The organism is Desulfosporosinus burensis (assembly GCF_054657535.1).
Window position 1 is genome coordinate 15,696 of record NZ_BAAHYN010000005.1, and the last position, 23,276, is coordinate 38,971.

The following is a 23,276-nucleotide window of genomic DNA, read 5'->3' on the forward strand; positions in this document are numbered from 1 at the left end:
ACTATTTGTGCCTAAAACGAGATAGAGACTATCATTATATTCCGAAGACTTGCTTCAAATCAATTGTAACGTCCGCGAAGAAATTGCTCTTCAAATGGGAGTCCTCTGTAAAAATGCCTGGTTTCCCGTATTGATAGTCTTCTCCTAATATGAAAACCATGACTGTATTATCAATGGGGTGAACAATCCAGTACTCTTTGACTTTATACTTCTCATAGAGAGCTAACTTTTTTACAAAATCAAGACTAATAGATTTTGGCGAGATAACTTCGATAATTAAGTCCGGACTACCAAAACAACCTTTTTCGTCTAATTTTGACTCGTCACAAACAATCGAGATGTCTGGCTGGACCACATGGGTTATTTGCTCGTCTTCTTCCCCTGGTTCTCCCAACCGCACGTCGAACGGTGCTGAATAAATTTTACAAGGCTTATCGGCAAGATAACCACGAATCTGATAGAACAATTCACCTGAAACTTCCTGATGCCGTCGAGACGGCGCTGCGATGTTATAAGCAACTCCATCAATCAGTTCCCACCGTTCGTCCTCAGACCACTTTAGATACTCTGCGTAGGTATATCGATTATTATCCTTTTGCGCTGGTAATGACACTCTATACACCTCCATTAACAAGCTATCGTAAGCATGTGCTCTAAGTTAATCCAATGAAAGCGGTAATATTTGACTACCTAAATATCAAAAACTATACTCAAATCAATGACGAGGTCAGGGAAAGTCGAAACTTCAACATTACTTGTTTCAGTATACAATTCAGGCCTCCCATATCGGTTATTATCCTGCAATATGAATACACTCACAAGCTTCATGTCAGGCTCTACTATCCAATACTCTTTAACCCCAAATTTTTCATACATATTAAATTTTAAGAGTCTGTCGGTTCTCGCTGTAGAGGGAGATAATATTTCAATAACCAAGTTAGGTATTCCAAAATAGCCCGTTCCCTTTAATTTACTCTTATCGCAGATTACTACTAAATCTGGTTGATAAACATTAGTAACATCTTCATCGGCTACTTCCGCATCTGACAGCCGTAAATCAAACGGTGCAGCAAACACCTGACATTGACTATTGCGCAAGTACTCGCCAAACTGCAACATTAATTCTCTAGATATGCTTTGATGCTGCCAAGTTGGAGCTGATTGCATATAGGGTACTCCATCAATAATTTCCCATCGTTCATCATCCGGATATGTTAAGTAGTCCGCATACGTGTATTTTCTTACTTGATTTGATAATGGCACATATCTTACCTCCTCGCTTAAGTTGCGGTTCAAGATCAACATCAAATTCTGTTGCATTCAAAAGTAAAAAGTGAAAAGTGAATTCCGTCGACTCTACTCATGTCTTTAAATCACATCCTCAAATACATTATACCCTATTTATGGAAACTGAGAAAGAGCCCCTCTAATTTAAAAAAACCCAAACAAATAGGTAAAAGAAAACACGAGATCGTAAGGTTACCTCCTAAGATCTCGTGTTTTATCCACATCAGTCCTCAGCCCAAGGAGTGCCTTTCTAACGCGAAGATCTTCCCCTTACCTCTACCCAGAAGGAGCGCTTTTCTGCTAAGCGGATGCTTTAGTGCAGCCGCTTGTCCAAACGAGCGCCCGACGGTTCGCGCCCCCCGTCAGCGCGCCGCAGGGACTTGTCCATGGATGGACTGATGCCGCGGTGCCAAGGATGGCAAGGAGCGGCGCACATGCATCCAGCCCTGAGGTTCGGACGCGCTCGCGAACCGTCCGCTCGTCAGCGGCGTAACGTGCAGACGCGTGCAGAACGAAGACACCGTCTTCGCACGGGTTAACACAGCAGAAAAGCGCTCCTCCCCCCGTCGTAACCGGCGTGTACAAAAAGCTCCTCTAATCCTCCCAAATCCTACTCATCATCGAGTTAAGAATAATTGCCAAACTCACCTTAAACATATAATACCCGCTCTTAAACGGCGTAATCGACGAACTCCCCGACAACCGTGCATCCATTTCAACTGAAATCTCTATTACCCTTAACCCGTTCTTAAGCAAGGTAACAATAGCATCAGGCTCCGGATAATCTGTGGAATAATGGGCAGACACAATCCGCAAGGCCTTTTGATTATAGGCGCGAAATCCCGAGGTAGGATCCGTATAAACCTTACGTACAACAGACTGGATCGTTTTACTTAACAGATAGATCCCTAAGCGCCGTGGCCAGGCGGATTTATACGAGGTTTTCATTAAAAATCTAGATCCGATGGTTACATCAGCTTCCCCCATCAGTACAGGGTCGACTAATTTCTTAATTTCTTCAGCTCTGTGCTGTCCATCTCCATCAACTTGTATGGCTACGTCATAGGAATTCTTCACAGCATAAAGAAACCCTGTCTGAACTGCACCTCCAATTCCAAGGTTAACTGGCAAGGAGATCACCTTCGCACCCTGAGCACGAGCAACCTCGGCGGTCTGATCGGTGGACCCATCATCAATGACCAGGACATCGAGCCAAGGGGATGCTATTTTCAGGTTTCGGACTACAGACCCGATATTATCTACTTCATTCAAAGCAGGAACAATTGCTATAATTCTTTTCATTTCGTTTCGTCCTACACGTCCTTACGGCTTATTTCTAGGCTGGCCGGGTTTTCTTCCAAACGTTTTAAGTCATCCTCGAGTAAAGCGATCCGTTGTATTAAGACCCGATTGTTCGAACTTAATTTGGAAATTTCCAAGGAAAAATGAACACACAAGACAAACACCAGAACTCCAAAAATCACGAAGATCGCAGATGGGGCATAATAAATCCCCATCAGGTCGGCCAAGTACTCCACCCCATTTTTCCAGAGGGAAAGACCGATCATACCCAGACCTGCAACAATCCAAATCAAAGAGTATTCTACCGCCAAGCGCCGCCGACGGACTTGTTCAACGATAAAACCAGTTACCAGCATGCTTGCTATAAAAACGAGAATTTGAACGCGTGACAATTTAGCTCCCCCCACCTATTCGCGGACTCACTCTGGCCAGCCCCCCTATTCCTTTAAGGGCCATCACTACTACTAAGGATGCGAAGAGGATCAACGCAGGCATCACGGGTAACCGATAGCGAGCCCCGGATACAACCGTGATCATACTCACGATAAAACTATAATAGGCTGTAAAAAGCAACAGAAAACTATACTTTCTAAATTGGAAAAGACTGATGAATACTCCGAAGAGTCCCAAGCTGAGATACCATTTATCCCATTGATCTCCCTGCATTTTGTAAGAATCGCCATCAGCAGGGGTAACTGGTTGCCAGAATAGGTTAATTTCTTTGGTTAGAGTGCGCTGCAGAAACTTAATGGGATGCTGAAGGATATAAGCGACTGCCAATTGCTTATATTCCTTTTCTTGTTCCAGGATGGGTAGTTTTTCGATCCGGGCCTTTACTGCTGGGTCATAACTCGGTTGAGTAAACGTAAAGTATTGATTCGTCATTGTCAAGGGATTGTTCCCTAAGTAAAATTCATAGGAACCATAATTTGATACTGCAATAAACTGATGATACTTTATACCGTTGCGTATCCACCAAGGACTCATGACTATAATGGTCATCATAACGATAATAGCAAAGTCTCTGATGGCTATTTTTAAACGGCCACGATGCATCCATAAAATCCATAGCCCCAGAACCGGGAAAAAAAGCAACAGTATAGGGCGAACAAGATTGGAAATCCCGATCACCGCCCCTAAGCTCAAGAGGGTTCTGAGTTTTGGCTGTTTGGCCTCTTTAGCATAGAGAGTTAAAACATAAAGGAAAAGTGTGATTGTAAAAACGTAGGTAATCTCTGTAAGGACATACATCCCCCAGAATGCAAACAAAGGGTAGCCGAGGGTCAGAGCATAGGGGATCAAGGCATACCGCTTGCCAAACAATAGTTCACCAGTCTTATACGCGAGCACTGCACTGGCCGCTCCAAACGTAGCGTGCAGAACAAGGATGACCATGCCATAGCTTTTAAAGCCGAAGATCCCATAGATCAAGGCCAGGAGCAAGGGATAGATTGGTCCAACCACGTACTCGCGCGTTTGGGCGACCGCTCGTACTGCACCACCATCATCCACCTGGGCAAAATTTCCCGAATTCACGAGCCCATGACCTTGGAGGAAGTTTTCGGCAATATTAGAATAGGTAAATCCATCAGGGGAAATTAAGTAACTCACACTATATGATTTAATATAGAGCAGCTCTATGCCTAAGGCAATCAAAAACAAGAGTCCTGTAATCCAATTATAATGTTTATCCAATGACGTCCACCCTTTTCGATGTACGAGGTTCGAATTCCAGTGTTTTTATACTTTTAGCCAATGATGTCCATCCTCTGTGATTTAGGATTTTTACTGATTTAACATATCACTTATAAGCTTCTCATTAGTACTTGGAATTACCCCTGTTCCGCCTAATATATAGGCTTTAGTGATCTTTCCAGATAAACTTTTCAAGTAAGAGTGAGTATCCGAACTCAGCTCTCCTTTAGGGATAAGGATCATTGGGCTCCCACTCAAGGCTGCAAAGGCACCACCAGATAGGCCATCTGGGAAGTTCTCCCCAGTAGCAAGGACAATCGATTGGGGATTCTGGTTGAAATATTTTACAATTTGCAACATCGTATCATATTTTGTCTCCCCAGCCAAGCGAAGGGGTCCATAGCTTTCTAGGGGACCTCCCTTAGCATCAAACGCCGTAGAGATCGCAAACTTTCCTCCTACGATGATGGTTTCGGTCACTTCAAAGTCTTTTAGTATTTGTCTAGTGGCAGTGGGTAACGTGCCTTGTTCCGTTAAAAGGATAGGAATTCCTAGAGCAGCTGCAGGGGCAGAAGCAGATAAAGCGTCTGGAAAACTTGTACTGGATGCGAGGATCACCTGTTTACTCGACCCAATCTTCCGGGCTATGGCTGCTGCCGTATCGGCCGCTGAAGCTCCGAAGATACGCTCATATGCTATTTTTTCTACTGAAAGTGAGTCCGAGACCTTCTTGGTTATGGCGCCCTCTCCACCAATGACATAGACTTTATCTCCAGCCCCCAGCCGTTTTATTTCTTGTAAGACGGCCTTATCGAGCTGATAAGGTGAAGTTAACAGTAAAGGTGCCTTTAATTTTTTTGCTAATGGGGCAGCCGCTAAGGCATCTTGAAAGCGATCAACCCGAGCAAGGAGCACGATGGGGGAGGAATTGTCTGCCCACCCTTGTTGAGATATTTTGATTGCTGTCTCTTCTGCACGAGTGCCAAAGAGACGTTCAAGGCTGAAGGGCCCTGGTTGAGGCTGAGGATTCGGTATCGGCTCGGGGATCGTGCCTCGGCTTGGATCGTAGATAGGACTTGGGTCCGTACCAGCGCTACGCGTGAGTTCGTTGCCGGTCTTAGCCCGTTCTGTGAGACTAGCATCGAGAATTGGACCCTCTAGAACCGTCAAATAATATTTATTTGCACTCGCCTTTGAAGTGGTTGTCCCTTCAAGGGCTAATTTGTCTGCTTCAGCTAAGAGTTTAATATAAGAGTTAAGGAGACCCGTTTTTGCCTTTGCCGCGAGGCCTGCCTCCAGATCTGACCCCTGCAGAACCATTCCATAATCTTGGGCAGCGATCAGGTTGGAGGGACCTGAACCTTCAAGGACCAGCTTATCTGCTTCTATAATAACTTTGCTTAGGGCACTTAGATGTCCTTGGTTAGCACGTTTTGAGATGCTGGCATCTAAATTTGGGCCTTGCAAAATCGTCCAATAGTATTTTGCCGCGGTCGCGTACGAAGAGTCCTTCCCCTCAAGTATCAAAGCATCTGCTTCAGCTAACAAATTCGCATAGGCACTCAGAATTTTCTGGGAGATGATCGATTTATCGGTGACCGTCGGACTATTATAGGCGGTAACATAAAATCCTAACGCATAATATGAACCCCAACGTGCATATTTGTACCAGTAATCTCCGTTAGCAGCCTGTGCACCAGCCCCCCCACCGGATGAAATCAATGAAGCAGGATCGATCACTAAATCTCCTAAATGAGTCGGAGTCGGCGTGCTCCAGCGACTGGAGAAGTAAGGAGGATTCACTGGGGGCAGCATGGATTTAGGGAATTGTGTAGCGCCAGGGATGAAGGTTATTGCGCTATTGTACTTCTGTCCCATGAGATTAAACACTGAATCTTGGTAGGCGGATTTACCCGTAATGACATTCGGATTATTCCTTATTGCCCAACTATTGTAGCCCCACACAGCAAAATACCAGTTTTCAAGAACGTTTCGGTCCCCGTCCCCAACTTTTGGGTAAGCACGCCACTTTTGATTGAGCATCTGGCAACCCACTTCAATATTATAATCGATATCATATTTCAGTTTATTGATTTCCTCGGTGTCATTGGGACCATAGGAGGAGATTTGCATGATCCCAATTCCTATACCATCGCGTCCTATTAATGGCTTATCCGTTAATGGTTGTTTCGTCGTTGCATCCAATTCGTATTGCTTCCAACCGCTCTCCATCCAGGCTATGGATTTCAGGAGTACTGGTGGAATGTTATATTTATTCGCCCAAAATTCTAGTTTTTTGCCGATATCCTGGTAGTAAGCTGTTTGATCAACTGCGGCTGAAACCGATTTTGCCGGGATTAACTGCATAAAAAAAAGTCCTATAATCAGTACTGATATTATTTTTCTGAATGAGTACGCTCTCATACTTTCTTCCCCTTCCTATCTGTGCGAAAGTCATAGACGACACTTTCTTTATTCGACATGAAAGGAGATTGTTCCTGCCCAAAAAGCAGACCTTATCACCTGCAATCTCCGCGTATGGAAAAAAAGTCCTCTAGTCAACCTTAAATGGTGAACTAGGGGACTCATTTGATAGTGCTGCTACACTAACCTGCCTGAGAAAATCAAAAATCCGAACATGACAAAATGCAAAGTAACTATCATGGCGAGCAGATCCCACAGCGCTCCTTTTCCCCAGAACTTCCTAGTTTTATTTTGACGTTCCAAGAAATCAAAACTAATCATAAGTGCTGCATGATAGAGTCCATAGAGGATATATTGAAGCTCGGTGCCGTGCCATAGTCCCATAATGCCGAAAAGCAGGAAGTAACCTATATATGAAGTTGTGTATCGATTTTTAAAGCGCTTTTTCTTAGTGGAATCAAGGACAAAGCGCATATAGACATAATCTCTGAACCAAAACGAAAGAGACATATGCCAGCGGTTCCAAAAATCCTTGATATTTTTGGCAAGGAAGGGTTTATTAAAGTTTTCTGGAGTCTTGATACCCAATAGGTAACTGACTCCGATCGCGAACGCACTGTAGCCCGCAAAATCGAAAAAGAGATAAAAACTATAGACGTACATGTATTGAAACGTGGGCAGCAAGCCAACGTCCTGGGTCAAAGGAGCCAGCCAAAACTTATTGATCAGATAGGCCAGGATGTATTTATAAAGAAAGCCGCGGAATAAGTAATCTAAACCTCTAGTGGCCAACTCTCCGTATTCATGCCGGGTGAGTGGTTGATAAAGATCCGATCTAAACCGTCGGTAGCGATCGATTGGGCCCGAGGCAAGGGTGGGGAAAAATAGGACAAAACTGACATAATCTAAGAACCGAACCTCTTTAATCAAACCGTCGCGGATTTCCATAATGATGCCGACCGTACGAAAGGTTAAATAGGAGATCCCCAAGAAACCGATCACAGATTGCCAAAAACCCAAGGCAATAAAACTAGGATTGAGTTTAACAACCACCAGCGGAAGAATGGATAAAACAGTCATTAAGTAAAAGATGCCCGCTTGATTTTTACCATTTTCCTTCGTTCGGTAGGTGAGATAAAACCGGATAAGGATCCATTCAAAGAGGAGGTAAGCTATGATCTGATAAAGAACACTTTGCGGACGCGCGATGAAGAAAAGCATCCCTAACGTGGATAGCAAGACCCAAGCCGCCCGAACCCTGCCTGATAATCCGAGCATGCCGAGCAGTACGGCAGGAACTAGCGGGATCAGCAAATAGAAAAAGAAGGTAAAATCCTCATAAGGGGTCATTTTTGCCCTCCTAATAAAGCACGGCGATCCACCTTACCGTTTGGGGTCATCGGCATCTTCTCGATAAATTTAAATCGTCTCGGGATCATGTACTCCGGTAAATGTCCGCGCAAAGACTCCCGTAAAGCAAGAATAGCTTCATATTCATCCGCCACGGGCGTACCCACCGTGATGAAGGCTTGCAAATAATCCACCTTGCCCCGACGTTCAATGGGTAAAACAACCGCATTATCCACCATGGGGATCCTTCGCAGGTTTTCCTCGATTTCCCCAAGTTCAATGCGGTAGCCATGGAGTTTGACTTGAAAATCCAAACGTCCCTGATAGAAGAGCAGTCCTTCCTTCAAAAGCCCAGCATCCCCTGTTCGGTAGGCACGCCATGTCAGACCATCTGCTTCTTGCCAGGTGAAAAATGCTTTTCTGGTCTGCTCCGGATTGTTCAGGTACCCGACACTGACATTTGGTCCTGCTATAATGATCTCTCCTAGTTTCCCATCTGCTAGAGCTTCTGGTCTGCTGGGCAAAGTCCTACCGTCGGCTAGATTTGCCGTCAGTTGATCCGTATCACAGATTAAGATTTGAGCCTCTGATTTCACGTAGCCTACCGGAAGGGGATTGAACGAATCTAGTATTTCCTGAGTGATGGTAAGCGTGGTTGCTGCTACCGTGGCCTCGGTTGGCCCATAAAGATTTTCCACTTTAGCTCGTGGAAAGCGTTGAAGAAGTTTGGTGGCACAGTCATGCGTGAGAATTTCCCCACAGAAGAGAAATCTCTTGACGTTTGGAAGAAGAGTATCATTAAAACTGCGGTCCATCAGACATACTTCAGCAAACGAAGGGGTTGATACCCAGTAACTGATTCCAGAGGCTCTAAAAGAAGCAAACAATTCCTTAGGATTAGCCATTTGGTCCTTGGTCACACTCCAAAGAGTCCCTCCCATGCTAAGAGACATGTAGAGTTCCATGACGGACAGATCGAATGAAAACGGGGCCTGATTGAGAAAAATTTCGTTTCTTTCCTCCGGCTGGTAGGTCGGGTTAACCCAATTAAGAAAACTTTCTAGGGCACGCAACGTAATTTGGACCCCTTTAGGCACGCCAGTACTGCCCGAGGTATAGATTATGTAGTACACTTCATCCAGCTGTACCTGCCAAGTGGAGGGCGGGACCATTCCCTCAAATTGATTTAAGATACTGCTTTGGGAATCTAGGGAGTTTAGCGAGTTCAGGGAAATCAATTCCTCGACAATGGCTCCACAGGACTTAATCTCTTCAGCGACATTCTGCGGAGATAGGAGAACTCGCGCACCAGAAGCTTCGATAATTTGCCGCAAACGCTCGGTGGGTACAGACGTATCCACCGGAATATAGGGATGGCCTGCTTTGATGCAGGCCAGAAATAACACCAGCATCTCGTTTTCTTTATGTCCATACACGACGACAGGAGTCTGGCGTTCGATCCCCTGTGACTTATTCAGTTCTTGAAGCCATAGTGCCGCAGAATTAGAGCACTTTTCTAAAGCAGCATAGCTTAAAGCAGTATTGTTATGATAGTGGGCCACCCGTTCGGGACATTTGACAGCCCATTCCTGAATTTTTTCAATTAGCATAAAAATACCTTCCCCATTTGTTAAAAGTTATTATAAATAAACGGAGCTGCAGTCTGTTGTTTTTGTACGACATAAAGAATGAATAAACCCATTAGAATAAGGTAGTAATAAGCAATTCGAACCAGCCAACTCAGCGTGGGCTTCAATGCATTAGGTCCCTTCGCGATAGAAGCGATCCAACGATTCATCAACGTACACCCACCCTTTCCAGCCTATGTGCATGACATCTTGGAGAAAGTACTGATCATATTCATGCTCTCCAAAATTCTCAACCTGAAAACCCTTGTCCCGGACCATCTTCTCAATCCGAGCATAATACGCCTGTCGTTCCGCTAACGGAAAACCCGTATAATCGTACCAAGCGCCATTGACAGGCACAATAAAGAACATCGGTTTCGCTTTCGTTTCCTGGAGAATTTGCATTAAAAGTTCGAGATCCTGATATTCTGGAGACGGGTATAAGGCTGCTTTTGAAGCTGAACCCTGATTCTCGGTGAGTTTATTTTTGATGTGTTCCGAATAATAGGCATCCAAGATACCAAAGCGGTTATTTTGAGTGGCTGCTTTTCCCTGCCCGGTAGCTTTGTCTTTCAGGACTGACCAAGCTGGAAGAGCGGGTGCAGTTGAAGTAACGTTTCTGGCAACATACTCTGGATTAAGCTGCCTGGTAACACGAATGGTTTTAAGCGCATCTTTAACTTCCAGCCCAGCCATTTCTAACCTTCCCATAACTTCTAAGCTCACACTGCGGAAACTCGACCTTCGCTCTGGTGCAATCTGCTGACTAAGCAGAGCTTGGAGAGTTGGGTGTTCATTAAAGGTGTTTTGAAAGGTCAGGAGACGTTCCATTAATAGCTTCTTGGTCGATTTGGACAAGGTAGCGCTATAAAGCATCCGATAGGTATGGAGTGGAGAAAAATTTTGGTTAAAATACCCTGGAGCTATTCCTTCCGGATAAAACCACTGAGGAGAAAGTATGATAGCGAGCTTCTTGTCTTTTAGTGAACCTCCAAGAGCCGCCATGTTTAAGGCATGAACGATGTCTTGGGTTCCACCTCTCCCAACGAGAAAAGGGGCAAACCCAGTAGGTTTTCCCTCAAAAATACGCGATGGATGAAATTCCGAATAAGAAGAAAACTCCGAAGACCCATAAACCGGAAGGATATCCGGCGAGGCTATGGCTTTTTCCTGTACGATCGTCCCCTGGAAGACCACCTCTGTTTGTGAGCCACCGAGGGTTTGAGTAACCCCTTGCGGGAGCCAGAAATGTCCAACAATCTGACTAGTTAGCTGACCCATTCCTAAAATCGTCAATGAAAAGAGGAGCACAGCTATAAGCATCGGACCTAAACGCCGAACAATCATTTATTCCGACGCTCCTCAAGATAGGCAATAATTTTATTGGCAGTGTCCCACTCCTCCCGTTCCATTTCTGTGGGTGCTACTTCTATATCGAGCTGCTCTTGAATAGCCACGAACAGCTCGATGATTCCAAAGGAATCCAGCCATCCGTTCTTGAACAATTCCAAGTCTGGGTTCCTTTTTATTTCATCCGTCCCAGAAATATCGGTAAGTATGTCCAGGATTTTTTCTCTGACCACGTCTTCTCCTCCTCTTTACGTGCAAGTTGGGGACAGATCATTATGGTCGGTCCTCCGATGCCTCGTGTTTTATATCGTCCTGAATGCCGTGAACCATTATTCCATCTTCGATTTCAGTTGGCCGTCTCAGATGCCTGAGTACGCGGTAATCGATAATGGCAGGGACTTTTTCCGCCATAATTACCATGCTCCGTGGCTTACGAACCATTAGCCCTAACATCTTACATGCTGCTTGAAGGGCGTTACCTTTTTTGAAGGGTTCCGTTAGTTGATGATATAAGTAGGAATCGGTTTGTCGTTGCAGGCGATTTTCTAAGGCTTGGATCACTTCTGGACATTTTTCTATCAGTGGATATTCATGATCCTTGGCCTTCAGCTTGGTTAATAAAGATTGAGTGAGTTGAATTAAGCATTCCGTTGATCTTTGTTTGTGCGCGGTCAAGGAGTTGGCCCAAGCCCGACGTACATATAGGGGCTCCGAAGTAATAACCATATTTGCTCCATACAGAAGGCATTCTAAGAGAAGAACGAAGTCCTCCCCATAGGTAATTTCTTCTTGATAGCTTAGTCCCTTTTGCTTAAGGTAATCCCGCCGGAATATGGGTTTTAACGGTCCGAGGTCATATTCAACCACGTCAACCGCAGATGGATTCCACGTGTGAAACGAACCCTTCAACTTTCCCAGGTGCGTTTCATTCCAAGGATTCTTCTCACCCTCAACGTAATTTTGAATATCATCGGCCACTATATCTGCTTTATGCAGCATAGCTACTTTAAGCATTCTCTCCAGCCTGTTTTTCTCCCACCAGTCATCCCCATCAAGGAGAGCTATCCATTCCCCTTGCGCGTTTTGGATGGCTGCGTTGCGGGAATGCGACGGGCCGGAATTCTTCTTGCAGATGGTTAATTGAATCCTCGGATCTTTAATCGCCTTGATGATTTGCACTGTCTTATCCGTTGAAGCATCATCAACGACGATTACCTCAATATCTTGGACCGTTTGATCTAAGGCTGATCGAAGGGCTTGTCCAATATAATCTTGAACATTATAGGTGGGAATAATCACGGAAACAATAGGTTTCAAAACGTCTATACCGTTAAAATGCGCCTTTCCCTGCGAAAACTACAAAGATTGTTTTCCACAGGATTTTTATATCTTGCCAAAAACTCCAAGTACGAACATAGTCTAAGTCGTATGCTAAAGTTTCCCCAAGAGTCAGCTCACTTCGCCCATTTACTTGGGCTAATCCTGTGACACCGGGGAGGACATTAAGACGCTGACGCTGCTCACGCGTATAGAGCTTGGCTATTTCCGGAACCTCAGGACGGGGGCCGACTAAGCTCATATTTCCGATCAATATATTAATAAGTTGAGGGAGCTCGTCTAGACTTGTTTTTCTGAGGAAATGACCACTGCACGTAATACGTGGGTCCTCTTTCTCCTGAAAAACAAAATTCTCCAGATCGTTAACGTTCTCTAGTTTATCTTTCATCATGGCCTCTGCGTTCTGCACCATAGTACGGAACTTATAAATCGTATAGAGTTTGCCCCTCTGCCCGACTCTAGTCTGCTTAAAGATCGCTGGTCCAGAGGAGTCGGATCGAATCCAGAGAACAACAAAAAGCCAGAGTGGAGATACTAGCACGAGGAGGGTTAAGGCCGCAACAAAATCCAGCAAACGTTTCGCCGCTAGTTGCCAACCGGAATATTCAAGTTTTCTGCTTTTCGCGGACACCGAAGGACTCTGACCCATCTATATATCCCCTTTCAAGCCTACTTAAGCGTTTCTCCAGCAAAGCCCAAGAGGCTTTGTTTGCAAAAAGTGAATGACTTGCGTAAGCAGCTAGCCAAACTTCGCCTCAAACTCGGGCGTAGGCGGGACGGAGCACAGGACGTGGTCCGCCGGCAGCCGAGACAGGGCGTCCCCTCCCACCATCCATGGCTCCGGTGACACTAGGCCATCACGGCGCCTTGCCATCCATGGCGGCGCTCTAACCTCGAACGTCCTGTTCGAGTCATGGCCGTCGTGTCGAGTTGCCGGGTATCCCGCCGGAGCCAGAGGTTGAGGCGTTAGTTTGGCCTGCGAAACGCATGGAATGAACGGTTGCAAACAAAGCCTCTCCCCCGTTCGTACTTACTTCCGGAAACGCTCCACTACTCGCCTTACCGCCTCCACAACATCCCTCGCGTCTTGCATCGTCATCCTCGGATACAGGGGCAAGGAAATTATCCGCTCAAAAACGCCCTCTGCAATAGGAAAATCTCCCTCTTTATATCCATACGTGTCCCGATAATATGGATGCATGTGAACCGGAATAAAGTGAACACTCGTTCCAATATTTTCCTCTTTGAGTTGTTCGATAAAGGCTCCACGATCTATGGATAGTTTATCCAGATTCAACTTAATGATATACAAGTGCCAGGCATGTCTCGCATAATCCAGTTCAACAGGCGCTTCCAGCTCTGGCATCTTTCCAAACTCCGTATTATAATAGTCCGCAATTTCCTGCCGTATTCCTTGCATTCGTTCAAGCTTACTAAGTTGAGCTATTCCTAGCCCTGCCATAATATCGGACATATTGTCCTTATAGCCTGGAGAAAGAATTTCGTAATACCATGAACCGGCTTCAGCATAGCGATTCCAAGCATTCCTGCTCATGCCGTGTGTACTCATGATGCGAATTTGATTATACAGAGCTTCATCATCCGTCGTGATCATTCCGCCTTCACCGGTAACTAGATTCTTAGTCGCGTAGAATGAAAATGCTGTGGCATTTCCGATCGATCCAATCATTTTCCCTTTATATTGAGTGTAAACCGCATGGGCTGCGTCCTCTAGTACAAAAAGGTTATGTTCTCGGGCAATCGCCATGATTTCATCCATTTCACAAGACTGACCTGCTATATGGACAGGGATGATTGCTTTAGTCCGAGTCGAGATTTTTTCTCGAATTTTCTTCGGATCAATATTCATGGTAATAGGATCAATATCCACAAATATCGGCTTAGCCCCTGTATGGATGACCACATTGGCTGAAGCAGCAAAAGTCATCGGAGTGGTCAAGACTTCGTCCCCCTCCCCGAGGCCAGCCGCCACAAGGGAAAGATGTAATGCGGCAGTACAAGAGTTCACTGCAACGGCATATTTAGCCCCCACATACTCAGCGAACCTCTGTTCAAACTCCATGGTTTTGGGACCCTTTGCAATCCATCCTGATTTTAAACTGTCCACAACCCCAGCGATATCGTCATCCTCAATCAAGGGGACATTGTAGGGTAAGAACTCTTGACGTGTACACATTTTGCGTATTCCTCCATTTTGATGCGCCTAATTTTCATCATCAGACACCTAAAGCAATTCTATTAACTCGTTTATCGTTAGATCTGCCTGTTCCAAAATACTCTTTAATGTCTTTATATCCACAATCGCTCCAGCATGAACCGGCACACAAACTAGACTTCCACCGGATCGTCGAAGGTAATGGTGACTTCCTCGTATATGTGAGATCCTAAAGTCCGCCCTCTTAAGCGCAGCTACAACATCTTTCCCCTCAACTCTGGGTATTCTGACCATAATCAGTAACTCACCTGCACTTCGTCCATTTCTATATCAGTTGAGGGGATAGGTAATCCTTCGATCACCAATGCTTCGAGAAAACCCTCAATTGCCTCCTGAACATGTTCGAGTGCTTCTCTTCGGTCGCTGCCCTGCGTGACGCAACCAGGAAGAGAAGGAACTGTAACTGTAAAGCCTCCACTTTCATTCTTCTCAAGAATCACCTTAAACCTTCTTTGCATAAAGAAAACCTCCTTTAGTGGATTTGCTCTGAACTTATCTGACCTAATCCGACCTCCGGCTTCTGACTTCCGACATCGTGCATCGTGCATCGTGCATCGTGCATCGATTATATCCCCAGTTCTCTGAGCCAGCGCTGGATAATTTCTGACCAAGTATAGTTTTCTTCAACAAATCGTCGCCCTGTTCTGCCCATCTCCAGGCGGTTAGGGTTCTGCTTTAGTTCGATAATCGCTCGCGCTAAATCTTCACTGTTTTCTGGTTCTACAATCACACCGCCACCTGAAGAAAGGATCAGTTCAACCGCCTCCCCTTCCCCAGAATAGATCACCGGAACCGCTGAACCAAGTGCCGGGAACATCTTCGAAGGGCGCGCTCCCTCAAAGAGCTTATTTTTCTTCAAGGGTACAATACTTGCTGAGGACAAGGAGAAGTACCTCGGCATTTCCTGAACTGGTTGAAAATCAACAAAACTGACCTTGGATAGTCCCTTTTCCTGTACGAGCGCTTCGAGCATCGGTTTCTCTGTACCGTCGCCCACAAATAGGAATCGGACGTTTGCTTCTTCTTTAAGTAATTCCGCAGTTCGAATGACGGATTCAAGACCTTGGGCATAGCCCATTGTGCCGGCGTAGATCAAGACAAAATCTTCCTCTTTAAAGCCCAGCTTCTGAGCCATTTCCTGATCTCGTTCACGAGGTGCAAATAGATCCAGATTCACCCCGTTCGGTAGAAAGGTGACTTTTTCCTGGGGCACGCCTCGCTTCACCAACGAGTCACGAATCCCTTCTGTTTGGCAAGATATTTTCCAGGCTTTACGATAAAGTAGTCTCTCAAGCCCCTCTGCCGCCTTAATCATCCATTGGCTGTTTACGAGTCCTAAGGCAACGGCTGATTCTGGCCAGAGATCCGAAATATTCATAATAATACGAGTCCGAGTAAGCCACCCATAGATTAAGGCCGTGATTCCGAGAAAAAGCGGTGGAGACTCAAAAAATAGAATATCTTGTTTTCCTGCTTTGCTTAGGCCCCAGAATGAGGAGCCAACAAAGGAAAAATAATTAAGCAAGCGCTTCCAGAATCGTCCTCGTTGCACGGGATAAATCCAAGTCCGCCAAACTGGAATTCCCTCCACCTCATCCTTCATCCGCCAACGTCCTCGGTATTGCGGTGGGATCACGCCACTGGGATGATTAGGAAATGCAGTAACGACTGTTACCTGATGCCCATTTGATTGCAACCCTTTAGCGACTTCCTTGAGTCGAACCTGTGCAGCACCAGACTCTGGTGGAAAGTATTGTGTCAGCATTAAGATGCGCAATTAGACCTTACTCCTTCAAACCTACTTTTTTTACCTTAAAACTTTCCAGATCATACTTTATTAAATATTTCCTACAATATCTTTGCTCTCTCAATCAAGTCATATCCTATAATAATCACGACATAAGATCCTTATTAGGTTTTGTCCCAACTAGGATCGATTAAGGAATTTTTTAATCGTTTCACCGTGTTTGGCATATACCGTTCGTCCAACACGTGCCGCGATGGTCCGGTTCCGGTAAGCGTAAATATAATATCGCTCTGTGCTGCCAAAACTCTTTTTGAACTTAGCAATACTCGGGATATTGGCCCCTACCATATCATAAAGTTGAATCCCCATAGCCTGAGCTCGTTTTAAGTACTCCCACTGAATAATATTATTCGGTACGACTTTATTGTACTCTCGATTGGATACTCCGTCTAGGTAATACCCAACATTACGGTCCCGAGGAAAGATTCCCCCTGCTATAATCTTGCCTTCATAACGAGCAAGTAAAACCACCAAATCTCCACTCGGATATAGGTTCTGCCAAAGGGACGTGAAGTATTCCCTGCTAAAGGGGGGTTCCTTCTCCTGACGATGGTAGACCCCACAGGAGAGATCATAATACAGATCCAGCCACTCTTCAAGGGTTTGTGCTTCAACTACCTCGACCCCAGATTTCTCGGCTTTGCGAATGGCATTGCGGCATCGCACTTCCAGCCCCGCCCAAAGGGGTTCCAACTCGTTGGGAATCGGCAAATCTAAGGTGGTGAGTTGCTCCACAGTATATCCCTTTTGTTCAAGGTCTTCTTTGCCCATTACTTCCGGAAGACCGAGTTCAAGATAGTCTAAACGGTTTTTTGAGGCGTACTCCTCGAGGGCTGATAATACATCGGCCATGGAGACATCGCCTAATGGACCGCTGTGAGGGGTGGCCGCACCTGAAAGTGGACTGCCTGCTAATTTGAGCAGGCTCATTTTTCGCTCGACCAACGGGAGCAAGCCCTTCATTACTCCCTTTTCGTCAAATAAACCTAGGCGGTTAACCCGTAAACCAAATCCCACTTCTATGATTTCTTGCCATTCCCAACGGTGGAAAAGTGACCCCAAAGGCATGCTCTTCTGAAAATCCTGCCAAGCTTCGCGCTCAACCGACTGTAATTTTAGGCCCACGTTTTTTCTCACTCCCAACGTTATCGGCGATACTAAACAGCATTCCCATGCTGATCCAGATTAGAGGATCTTCAAAAAAACGGGCTTCGGCTTGTGAGCTGATGAAAACTGTTGTAATCCATAGGAAACAACCCACACCGGTGATATACCGGTCGAGCCTACCCTTGCGTAATCGCCAAAGTACCCGCACCAAAGCTAACCAAACCCAGGTCAGGGCAGCCAGTCCTATTAATCCCAGTTCTGCTGCAATCGTGAGCAGGGTAGTATGCGAGAGGGTTGCCCCCTCAACATCTGGGATCACTGTTTTCAAGTGTAGGTATTGAGTTAAAAACATCTTCTGAAAGCCACCTAATCCTACTCCAACGATCGGATGATCTGTGAACATTGCCCAGGCCGCTTTCCAGAGATATTGCCGCTGGGCATCTAAAGCGCCAAATCCTTCCCGAAATGTCAGCAGGCGCTGCCAAATGGTGGGGCGCATAGCCAAAATCACAGCTCCGATGAGTCCCAAGAACCCAATGGGCAAAATCATCTTTTTCCGTGGAATCAGCAGGAGCATAAGTACTAAGATCATCGCCAAAGTAAGAAGCCCGCTGCGGGAGAGTGTGATGGCTAACCCCCCCAGCAAACCCAAGAGGGATCCCATATAAATTATCCGTTTCCGCACTTCAGTATTAAGGTATTGGAGAATTAAATTTGCTACAATCGCTAAAATTAGATATCGAGCAAAAATATTCGGATCCACAAAGGTGGCGTTAACACGGGCAATCATGCCCTCAGCCAGGTATCCCCGCCAGATAAAATGGCGTGTCACTCCTTCATAAAGGGCCAGTGGGACCAACGCCACCCCAACCCAATGTACAACTCGAAAAGGCCAGAGGATGTGTTGGCGTTCTGTAAGCAGGCCAATGCTAAGATAAAGGGAAAATAAAGTCAACAATCGTACAAGCTCAACGACTGTATTACTTCGATCGACGGAATAAAGGAGGCTCAAGGCACCAACTGCAATATAAATCATAAGCGCGCGTGTTAAGTAATGAGTTAGGATTACTTTTAGTTCTCGGCGTTTTTCTGGTTCTATCCAAAGACACCTAAAGGCCGCCCCAATGATACCAACGGTTAGAAGACGAGCGAGACTATTTATCTGAGATCCTAGAGGTCCCAAGGGAGGAAACCACTCAATAGAAATCTCTAAAGCGATCGCCCCTGCTAGTAACCAAATTAAGACTGCTGGCTTTTTCCAGCCCCAATAGAGTACTGTAGCTACACTAGCCAAGAAAAACAGCCATTTTAAGATGAGAAGCCCCATGTTAGCTCTCTCCTTCCACTTCAAGTGTAACTAAGGTTCGGACTGGAAAGTCGATATAACCTTCTCCCCTCTCATACAGAACGGAAGCCGACCGAACCCTATGAGGGTCGAGATGTAGGCGAATTCGAACGGGCGGGATCGTAGGTCTAAGCTCTTGGTTTTGGTCCGAGCTTTGATCGTGATTGGGGAAAGTACACGAAATCTGCCATTGTGTCCCTTGGATCTTAAGTTCGACCTCACACTGACGTCTTAAAGTAAACCAACGGAGAACATCTCTCGGTACGGCGATCCAGGCACCATCTGCCCTGCCCTGTTCAATCAAGCGTTCATAAACTTCTCCCCAATAACGGGGAGCGGTAAAACTCTGATTATGCCAGAGTAAACTTACTGCTCCACCCAAGCGCTTTGCCCAGTCCAAAATCGGTTTTGCCTTGTGAAAGGCATCCTCCCGATTTAAGTCAAGGTGCTCCTCTCCCAAAAGGGCGCCGTCTTGGATATGGAGCGGAAGCTCCCAGAGTGTCTGACAATTTAGCGGATGATAGGGTTGCAGGGTCCCTGCACGGAAGCCGACAACTTCATTATATCCAAAAGTAGCGTCATACTGAAATCCGCCTTCTTCCAGCGCCTTAAATGAAGCTGGCGACTGAAAGTAAAGCCAGTGCATGCGAACTCCAATCCCATCCTGACCGGTTAGATCGGCGATACGGCTATGTTCAGCCCGAGCCGCAGGTACGTCATGCCAAGCATCAATACCATGGACCCCTGCTTCCCATCCACCTTCTTCTAAGCTGTTAAGTAATTCTTTATGAGTGGTCACATCATAAAATGACGCCCTGTTTGGCGGTGCATTTTCATAATTCTTATTCTTATCCTCATCTATATTAAGGCGCTTATCTTTGTCTTTACCGCAATCTTTCCTTAATGGTTCCGGAAGAATACCTGGCTTCTCTGGATAGGGCATAAAATACAGACTTGATCGGACCCCCAGTCGTTTCTCAAGCTCAAGAAGCTGAGGTAGGGCCCGATGCCAGACATCCTTCCCTATTCCTAGCTTCGCTGCCCACGTTCTGAACATTTCCCAAATCGTGCGGAAATGTTCAGATGTGTGTACCTTTCCAGCTCGCCAGCGTTTCCAGTTCAGAACAGAACTGCGGTAGAAATACCCTAAAAAAGTACGGGCAATGGGCATTTCTTTAAGGCTTAAGATATCGATGTCATGGGTTAACGTCATGGCATAAGAATAACCCCAAGGGATGGGTGGGAGTTCTATGTAATTTCTGACTTCCAGTCGTAAAACCTCACGAATTTCCTCAAGCATTAGATCAAGGGTAGGCTCACCAACGTCCTTTTCTGTATGCTCTCGACCTTCCATAAGCAGGCGAGTCCCCTCTTGACCTAGGTTGAAAGAAAAGGTTTTCAGTCGGAAGCCTGGATTTTCCCCACGTATCGGTCCACAGACCAAAATCAGAGGTTTACTTTTATCTTCTCCCCCATGGTACGATATTAGAGAACTCAAATGAGTGAGAGAAACTCCATCTACAATAATTGCCTCGTGGTTCAAGAACATCTCATTGTTTAGAATGCCCTTGGCGTTCGAAAAAGCCTCACAGTTCGAAACTGGCTTATAATCCAGGACTGCTTCGCAATTCTCAATTGCTCCGCAGGCAATGCTCAAATTCGTATCATAGGGCACTCCTAAAAGACCCGCGATCTCTCGATAAACCAGCTTCAGCGGTTCTGAGACGAAAAATCCCACTTGTCCTGATGTTGACCCACAGATCTTGTCTTGTGCTGCTTCGCTCAAGAAGCTCACCCTCTTTTCGCTTCCATGGCCGCCACGATCTCTGCACTGGCCCGACCGTTACCATAAAGATTTTCTAGATAAGGCGGCAAGGGTTTGTTGCGGTAATTCATGACAGCTCCCACAATCTCCTCCGGATTGGCGCCCGTAAGGGTATTCCAACCCGTATTCACGGTCTCTACCCATTCAGTTTCATCTCTTAGAGTCACACATGGAACTTGCCAAAGATACGCTTCTTTCTGGACACCTCCAGAGTCTGTCAGAATGAGTTCCGCCTCTTTTTCTAAAAAAATCATTTCTAAATATCCCACAGGCTCTATAACATCAACGTTCTTAGGTATCGTCAGATGGTGATCTTTGAGGAGTTTCTTTGTTCGTGGATGTAGAGGGAGCACAATCTGTCCCTCGATTTGGGTAAAAGCCTGCATAATCCCTTGAAGCCGGCTCGGATCATCCGTATTTTCGGCCCGATGCACGGTGGCTAAAAGGTAGGATTTCTTCGGATAACGAAGGTTCTTCTGAAGACTTCGTTCCTCCGCCCGCCGAGCATGATAGTAAAGGGCATCCGCCATAACATCTCCAGTCCGTACTACTCCTTGAGTTAGGCCTTCCTGACTAAGGTTTTTCACGGCCTGATCAGTCGGGCAAAACATTAGAGTTGAGACATGATCTGTCAGCACTCGGTTCACTTCTTCTGGCATCTGACGATTATAACTTCTCAACCCCGCTTCTACATGAGCAAGCGGAATATGCAGCTTTGCTGCGGCCAAAGCACCTGCCAAGGTAGAATTTGTGTCTCCATAGACGAGCACCCAATCGGGCTTTTCCTTCAGGAGTATCTCTTCTACCCCAGTTAACATTTCTCCCGTTTGAGCACCATGCTGTTTTGAACCAACCCCTAGAAAGTAATCGGGCTTGGGAATTCCTAATTCTTCGAAGAACACATCCGACATTTGGTAATCGTAATGTTGACCCGTATGGACGATTTTTTCCTCGTGGTTTTTCCGTAAAGCCTCTGAAAGCGGCGCGGCTTTTATGAATTGAGGTCTTGCACCCAGGACAGTAATCACTTTCATGCTTCTTGCTCCTTGTATATTGAATTAGTTCATTTGCCTAGCTATTCAACACAACCCATCTTCACGATTTTATGCGACCCCTCGTCCCTTCCCTTTCGTTCCCGTTGATCTTAACTCCTCGGTTTTAACCGACTTGTCACTTGGCGGACGAGAAACCCACCAATGCGCCGAAAATCATGATCGAGACTGACCAGGATTATTAAATATAGGGTTCCGGCAATGGCCGCTGATGCCAAAGGGTGAAGATGACGAAGGAAATAGGCAGTGAGACCCATAGCCAGTGAGGCTAAGAGAACGATGGGAAGTTGTTTGAAGGTTTGGAGTTTATAAACGTAACGCCGAACAACCCAGTAAAACGCAACGTAGACATACAATTCGGTGATCAGTGTCGCTACGCTCGCTCCATATATTCCATAGCGAGGAATTGCATATAGATTAATCACGATATTTATAAAAGCGGCACTACCCTGAATCTTAGCACGGGTCCACTGCCGATCTGTCGTTGTCAACACATCTCCCAGGGAGAAACTCAGGCATTCCAGAGCAAAAAACCAACTTAGAATCATCATGATCGGAACGGACTCTGGAAAACGGCCGTTATAAAGCCAGCTTAACAAAGGATCTGCTAAAACAAACAGTAGAACACTCCCGGGAATTCCAACCGCACTTAAGACTTTAAAAATCTTTTCGATCGTTCCTCGATGTTTTTCCTTACTTTCCACCCCGAGCTGGAATAGAATTGGGTAAAGTACACTCGTTAAAATCCCGGGTATAAACAAGAGAATTGCAATTAAGCGATAGGCTGCCGAATAAATCCCAACCTCCACTGGAGGACGCATTAAGGAAAGCAAGAATATATTGATCTGGAAATAAACAAATAAAAATATCACTGCAATCCCGTAAGGAAAGCCAGCCTTGAGCATACCCACTAGGCGGGAGAGGTCAAACTCAAGTCGGATATGACGCCGTAGATGGACATATAAAAAAAAGGAAATTAAAACTGCAGTTATTAATTGAGCAACGGTGATCAGCAGTACATTGCCCTGCTTAACCACAACCAAAATTGTTATAGCACCAATGAGAAACGTTGAAGCGAACTGATACAGGGCTGCGAAATACATTTGTTGTTTTGCTTGAAAGTAGTTATAGACGGTTGCGTCTAAGGCATTCAACCCACTGGCTAGACCAAGAACAATGATCATCCCTCGAATTGACTCGTTATAGCCCGCTGGAAACATTAAAGCCAGCATAAGCGCATAGATAGTCAGCGACGTAATCACCTTAAATAAGAGTGTATTTCCTAGATAAAGTGGTAAAACACCTTCATCTCGAGAACCCTCTTGAACCATATAGTTACTTAATCCAAAATCCGCAAAGAGGATAAACGTACTGACAAAGGCGAGGGCAGCATTGTACTCCCCGAATATTTCTGGTCCCAGATAACGAGCGACTGAGATTCCCACTACAGCGGAAATCGCTTTGGAAAGCACACTAGCCACACTTAATGCGGCAGCATTCTTAAGGACTAAACGAAGTTCCACCGGAGTC

The 23,276-nt window shown here is 45.7% G+C and carries 22 protein-coding genes; all 22 read right to left on the minus strand.

What is annotated here, in order from left to right; all coding sequences use genetic code 11:
• Nucleotides 1-34: 34 nt before the first annotated feature.
• The 22 genes from ACYQ3Q_RS09550 to ACYQ3Q_RS09655 all read right to left on the minus strand — a co-directional run bounded on the left by ACYQ3Q_RS09550 (nucleotide 35) and on the right by ACYQ3Q_RS09655 (nucleotide 23,269).
• The gene (locus ACYQ3Q_RS09550; protein ID WP_459928342.1) at nucleotides 35-613 is read right to left on the minus strand and encodes a Uma2 family endonuclease; all 579 of its coding nucleotides are present in this window, start codon (nucleotides 611-613) and stop codon (nucleotides 35-37) included.
• Nucleotides 614-690: 77 nt separating this feature from the next.
• Entirely contained in the window at nucleotides 691-1,263 is a 573-nt protein-coding gene (locus tag ACYQ3Q_RS09555; protein ID WP_459928343.1) for a Uma2 family endonuclease, read from the minus strand.
• Nucleotides 1,264-1,881: 618 nt separating this feature from the next.
• Nucleotides 1,882-2,589: a glycosyltransferase family 2 protein gene (locus ACYQ3Q_RS09560; protein WP_459928344.1), complete on the minus strand. Its 708-nt coding sequence runs from the start codon at nucleotides 2,587-2,589 to the stop codon at nucleotides 1,882-1,884.
• An 11-nt stretch (nucleotides 2,590-2,600) separates the two neighbouring features.
• Complete coding sequence (locus tag ACYQ3Q_RS09565; RefSeq protein ID WP_034145652.1) at nucleotides 2,601-2,981, minus strand: DUF2304 domain-containing protein; 381 nt, start codon at nucleotides 2,979-2,981, stop codon at nucleotides 2,601-2,603.
• 1 nt (nucleotide 2,982) lies between these two features.
• Entirely contained in the window at nucleotides 2,983-4,284 is a 1,302-nt protein-coding gene (locus ACYQ3Q_RS09570) for an ArnT family glycosyltransferase (RefSeq protein WP_459928345.1), read from the minus strand.
• A gap of 90 nt (nucleotides 4,285-4,374) precedes the next feature.
• Nucleotides 4,375-6,708: a cell wall-binding repeat-containing protein gene (locus ACYQ3Q_RS09575; RefSeq protein WP_459928346.1), complete on the minus strand. Its 2,334-nt coding sequence runs from the start codon at nucleotides 6,706-6,708 to the stop codon at nucleotides 4,375-4,377.
• Nucleotides 6,709-6,885: 177 nt separating this feature from the next.
• Nucleotides 6,886-8,058, minus strand: a complete 1,173-nt coding sequence (dltB, locus tag ACYQ3Q_RS09580) for a D-alanyl-lipoteichoic acid biosynthesis protein DltB (RefSeq protein WP_459928347.1) — start codon at nucleotides 8,056-8,058, stop codon at nucleotides 6,886-6,888.
• Nucleotides 8,055-9,668: a D-alanine--poly(phosphoribitol) ligase subunit DltA gene (gene dltA, locus ACYQ3Q_RS09585; protein WP_459928348.1), complete on the minus strand. Its 1,614-nt coding sequence runs from the start codon at nucleotides 9,666-9,668 to the stop codon at nucleotides 8,055-8,057. Before dltA ends, dltB begins: the two co-directional genes overlap by 4 nt.
• Before the next feature lie 20 nt (nucleotides 9,669-9,688).
• A complete protein-coding gene (gene dltX, locus ACYQ3Q_RS09590) occupies nucleotides 9,689-9,856 on the minus strand; it encodes a teichoic acid D-Ala incorporation-associated protein DltX (protein WP_459928654.1) in 168 nt (55 codons plus the stop codon).
• Nucleotides 9,819-11,033: a D-alanyl-lipoteichoic acid biosynthesis protein DltD gene (gene dltD, locus ACYQ3Q_RS09595; RefSeq protein ID WP_459928349.1), complete on the minus strand. Its 1,215-nt coding sequence runs from the start codon at nucleotides 11,031-11,033 to the stop codon at nucleotides 9,819-9,821. The genes dltX and dltD overlap by 38 nt, the downstream gene beginning before the upstream one ends.
• On the minus strand, nucleotides 11,030-11,269 hold the full coding sequence (dltC, locus tag ACYQ3Q_RS09600) for a D-alanine--poly(phosphoribitol) ligase subunit DltC (protein WP_459928350.1): 240 nt from the start codon (nucleotides 11,267-11,269) through the stop codon (nucleotides 11,030-11,032). Before dltC ends, dltD begins: the two co-directional genes overlap by 4 nt.
• Nucleotides 11,270-11,309: 40 nt before the next feature.
• Nucleotides 11,310-12,353 (minus strand): glycosyltransferase, encoded by a 1,044-nt coding sequence (locus tag ACYQ3Q_RS09605; RefSeq protein WP_459928351.1) that lies wholly within the window; start codon nucleotides 12,351-12,353, stop codon nucleotides 11,310-11,312.
• 13 nt (nucleotides 12,354-12,366) lie between these two features.
• Complete coding sequence (locus tag ACYQ3Q_RS09610) at nucleotides 12,367-13,023, minus strand: sugar transferase (protein WP_459928352.1); 657 nt, start codon at nucleotides 13,021-13,023, stop codon at nucleotides 12,367-12,369.
• Between the two features lie 381 nt (nucleotides 13,024-13,404).
• Nucleotides 13,405-14,571, minus strand: a complete 1,167-nt coding sequence (locus ACYQ3Q_RS09615; protein WP_459928353.1) for a DegT/DnrJ/EryC1/StrS family aminotransferase — start codon at nucleotides 14,569-14,571, stop codon at nucleotides 13,405-13,407.
• A 48-nt stretch (nucleotides 14,572-14,619) separates the two neighbouring features.
• Nucleotides 14,620-14,844 carry a type II toxin-antitoxin system HicA family toxin gene (locus tag ACYQ3Q_RS09620; RefSeq protein ID WP_034145648.1) on the minus strand — a complete coding sequence of 75 codons (225 nt, stop codon included), beginning with the start codon at nucleotides 14,842-14,844 and terminating at the stop codon, nucleotides 14,620-14,622.
• A 2-nt stretch (nucleotides 14,845-14,846) separates the two neighbouring features.
• A complete protein-coding gene (locus ACYQ3Q_RS09625; RefSeq protein WP_459928354.1) occupies nucleotides 14,847-15,068 on the minus strand; it encodes a type II toxin-antitoxin system HicB family antitoxin in 222 nt (73 codons plus the stop codon).
• A gap of 107 nt (nucleotides 15,069-15,175) precedes the next feature.
• The gene (locus tag ACYQ3Q_RS09630; RefSeq protein ID WP_459928355.1) at nucleotides 15,176-16,387 is read right to left on the minus strand and encodes a glycosyltransferase family 4 protein; all 1,212 of its coding nucleotides are present in this window, start codon (nucleotides 16,385-16,387) and stop codon (nucleotides 15,176-15,178) included.
• Nucleotides 16,388-16,537: 150 nt separating this feature from the next.
• On the minus strand, nucleotides 16,538-17,542 hold the full coding sequence (locus ACYQ3Q_RS09635; RefSeq protein ID WP_459928356.1) for a lipid II:glycine glycyltransferase FemX: 1,005 nt from the start codon (nucleotides 17,540-17,542) through the stop codon (nucleotides 16,538-16,540).
• Nucleotides 17,517-18,851 (minus strand): O-antigen ligase family protein, encoded by a 1,335-nt coding sequence (locus ACYQ3Q_RS09640; RefSeq protein ID WP_459928357.1) that lies wholly within the window; start codon nucleotides 18,849-18,851, stop codon nucleotides 17,517-17,519. The genes ACYQ3Q_RS09635 and ACYQ3Q_RS09640 overlap by 26 nt, the downstream gene beginning before the upstream one ends.
• 1 nt (nucleotide 18,852) lies before the next feature.
• On the minus strand, nucleotides 18,853-20,655 hold the full coding sequence (locus ACYQ3Q_RS09645; protein WP_459928358.1) for a polysaccharide deacetylase family protein: 1,803 nt from the start codon (nucleotides 20,653-20,655) through the stop codon (nucleotides 18,853-18,855).
• 5 nt (nucleotides 20,656-20,660) lie between these two features.
• Nucleotides 20,661-21,728, minus strand: a complete 1,068-nt coding sequence (gene wecB, locus ACYQ3Q_RS09650; protein ID WP_459928359.1) for a non-hydrolyzing UDP-N-acetylglucosamine 2-epimerase — start codon at nucleotides 21,726-21,728, stop codon at nucleotides 20,661-20,663.
• Between the two features lie 110 nt (nucleotides 21,729-21,838).
• A complete protein-coding gene (locus ACYQ3Q_RS09655; RefSeq protein WP_459928360.1) occupies nucleotides 21,839-23,269 on the minus strand; it encodes a flippase in 1,431 nt (476 codons plus the stop codon).
• Between the last annotated feature and the right edge of the window lie 7 nt (nucleotides 23,270-23,276).